The organism is Alcanivorax sp. HI0044, assembly GCF_001634945.1.
Genome location: NZ_LWEZ01000444.1, coordinates 1 through 1,038, shown reverse-complemented (window position 1 = coordinate 1,038; position 1,038 = coordinate 1). Strand labels below are relative to the sequence as shown.

The 1,038-nt window shown below is 57.2% G+C and carries 1 protein-coding gene and 1 pseudogene; one reads left to right on the top strand and one right to left on the bottom strand.

Going from position 1 to position 1,038, the window contains the following annotated elements:
* Positions 1 to 140: 140 nt before the first annotated feature.
* On the top strand, positions 141 to 470 hold the full coding sequence (locus A3730_RS05425) for a DUF523 domain-containing protein (protein WP_231883856.1): 330 nt from the start codon (positions 141 to 143) through the stop codon (positions 468 to 470).
* Positions 471 to 663: 193 nt separating this feature from the next.
* Here A3730_RS05425 and A3730_RS05420 read toward each other — a convergent pair.
* A pseudogene (locus A3730_RS05420) lies at positions 664 to 1,038 on the bottom strand (cyclohexanone monooxygenase); the annotation flags it as partial.

The following is a 1,038-nucleotide window of genomic DNA, read 5'->3' as shown; positions in this document are numbered from 1 at the left end:
TTGCCGGTGCCGCGCCCGCCCATTCAGGTGGTTCACCTCGCCGTCCAACTACCGGTACGTGGCGTGTACCCGCTCCCGTATGCTCACCCCGACCCCCTGGAGAATGTGGCCGCCACCCTGCACAACCGTTGAGTGGTTTTGTGCTGAAAGCCCGCTCGCCCAGTTGCGGCTACCTGAGCACCCCGGTGCATAACCCCCAGGGCCAACAGATCGGCATGGCCTCCGGCGCCTTTGCCCGCAAGCTCCACGAACTGTTCCCGCGCATTCCGCTGGCCAACGAGGAAGACCTGGAAAAACCCGCCTTCCTGCAGGCTTTCCTGCTGCACGTGTATTGCTACCACCAGTGGCACCACAACGACCACCAGGGACAATGGCTCAATCACATGCAGGCGCAAACCGAACAACTGGACGAACCGCTACTCAGCGGCATGCGCCAGTATCTGGAAAAGCTCGGGCAGGCCATGCATTGAAACCAAGATGTCGGGTTACGGCTACGCCCTAACACGACCTACGAATAAGAATGCGAGGTTTTTGTAGGTCGGATTTACCCAAGGGCACAGAGAGCCTGTAAGCCGTAATCCGACACCACAACCGCATCGTTTCCAGGCACAAAAAACGCACGGCCCGAAGACCGTGCGTTTTCTTTTTACCCGTACCATCTTGTCAGGATGCCTTGCGCAGCACCTCTTCATTGAGGTACGTCACTTCATAGTCATCCAGCTCAAAGGCACTCAGCTTTTTCTTCAGCTCAGCCAGTGACCAGGGCCAGGCGGCAAAGTTGCGGCCGTTCTGGTCCAGGTAGTAGCTCTTGCAGCCACCGCTGTTGAACACCGTGCTTTTCAGGTGCTTCTGCACCTTGTCGTTGTGCTGCTTGAGCACATCCGGGCGAATGGTGACTTTACCAATGCCGTTGTTTTTCACTTTCTTCAGGCCATCGATGATGTAGTCCAGCTGCGCCTCGGCCAGGCCGATAAAGGAGTCATACACCAGAACGTTCGGGCCCAGTACCAGGAAGGCATTCGGCGTATTTTCCATGGT